A 243-nucleotide genomic window follows, 5' to 3' on the forward strand; every position below is an offset into this window, starting at 1 on the left:
ATCGCTACTAGCGATGACTCCACCCTTCAGATCGGTATTGCCGCTCACGTTGATATCAAATCCGCCGTCGCCAGCTTTGATACCAGACTGTTCGCCGACCGCCGCGTAATCGCTGTTCATCTTCTGCTGGCTGATATTCCCGGCCACGCTCGATGCGCCGTAACAGATCGGCGGCACGCAAACGCTGACAGACACACCGCCGCTCGCCTGCTTCGAATCGTAATGGCTCGTGTCTTGCAGGCT

General features: G+C 57.6%; 1 protein-coding gene. It reads right to left on the reverse strand.

The window, feature by feature from the left end; all coding sequences use genetic code 11:
* Positions 1–195 (reverse strand): hypothetical protein (locus tag R0K30_RS23160; protein ID WP_410613342.1); only part of this gene is annotated, 195 nt, incomplete at its 3' end.
* Positions 196–243: the final 48 nt, after the last annotated feature.

Origin of the sequence: Bacillus sp. SIMBA_154 (assembly GCF_046536015.1) — a bacterium.
Lineage (GTDB): Bacteria > Bacillota > Bacilli > Bacillales > Bacillaceae > Bacillus > Bacillus pumilus_P.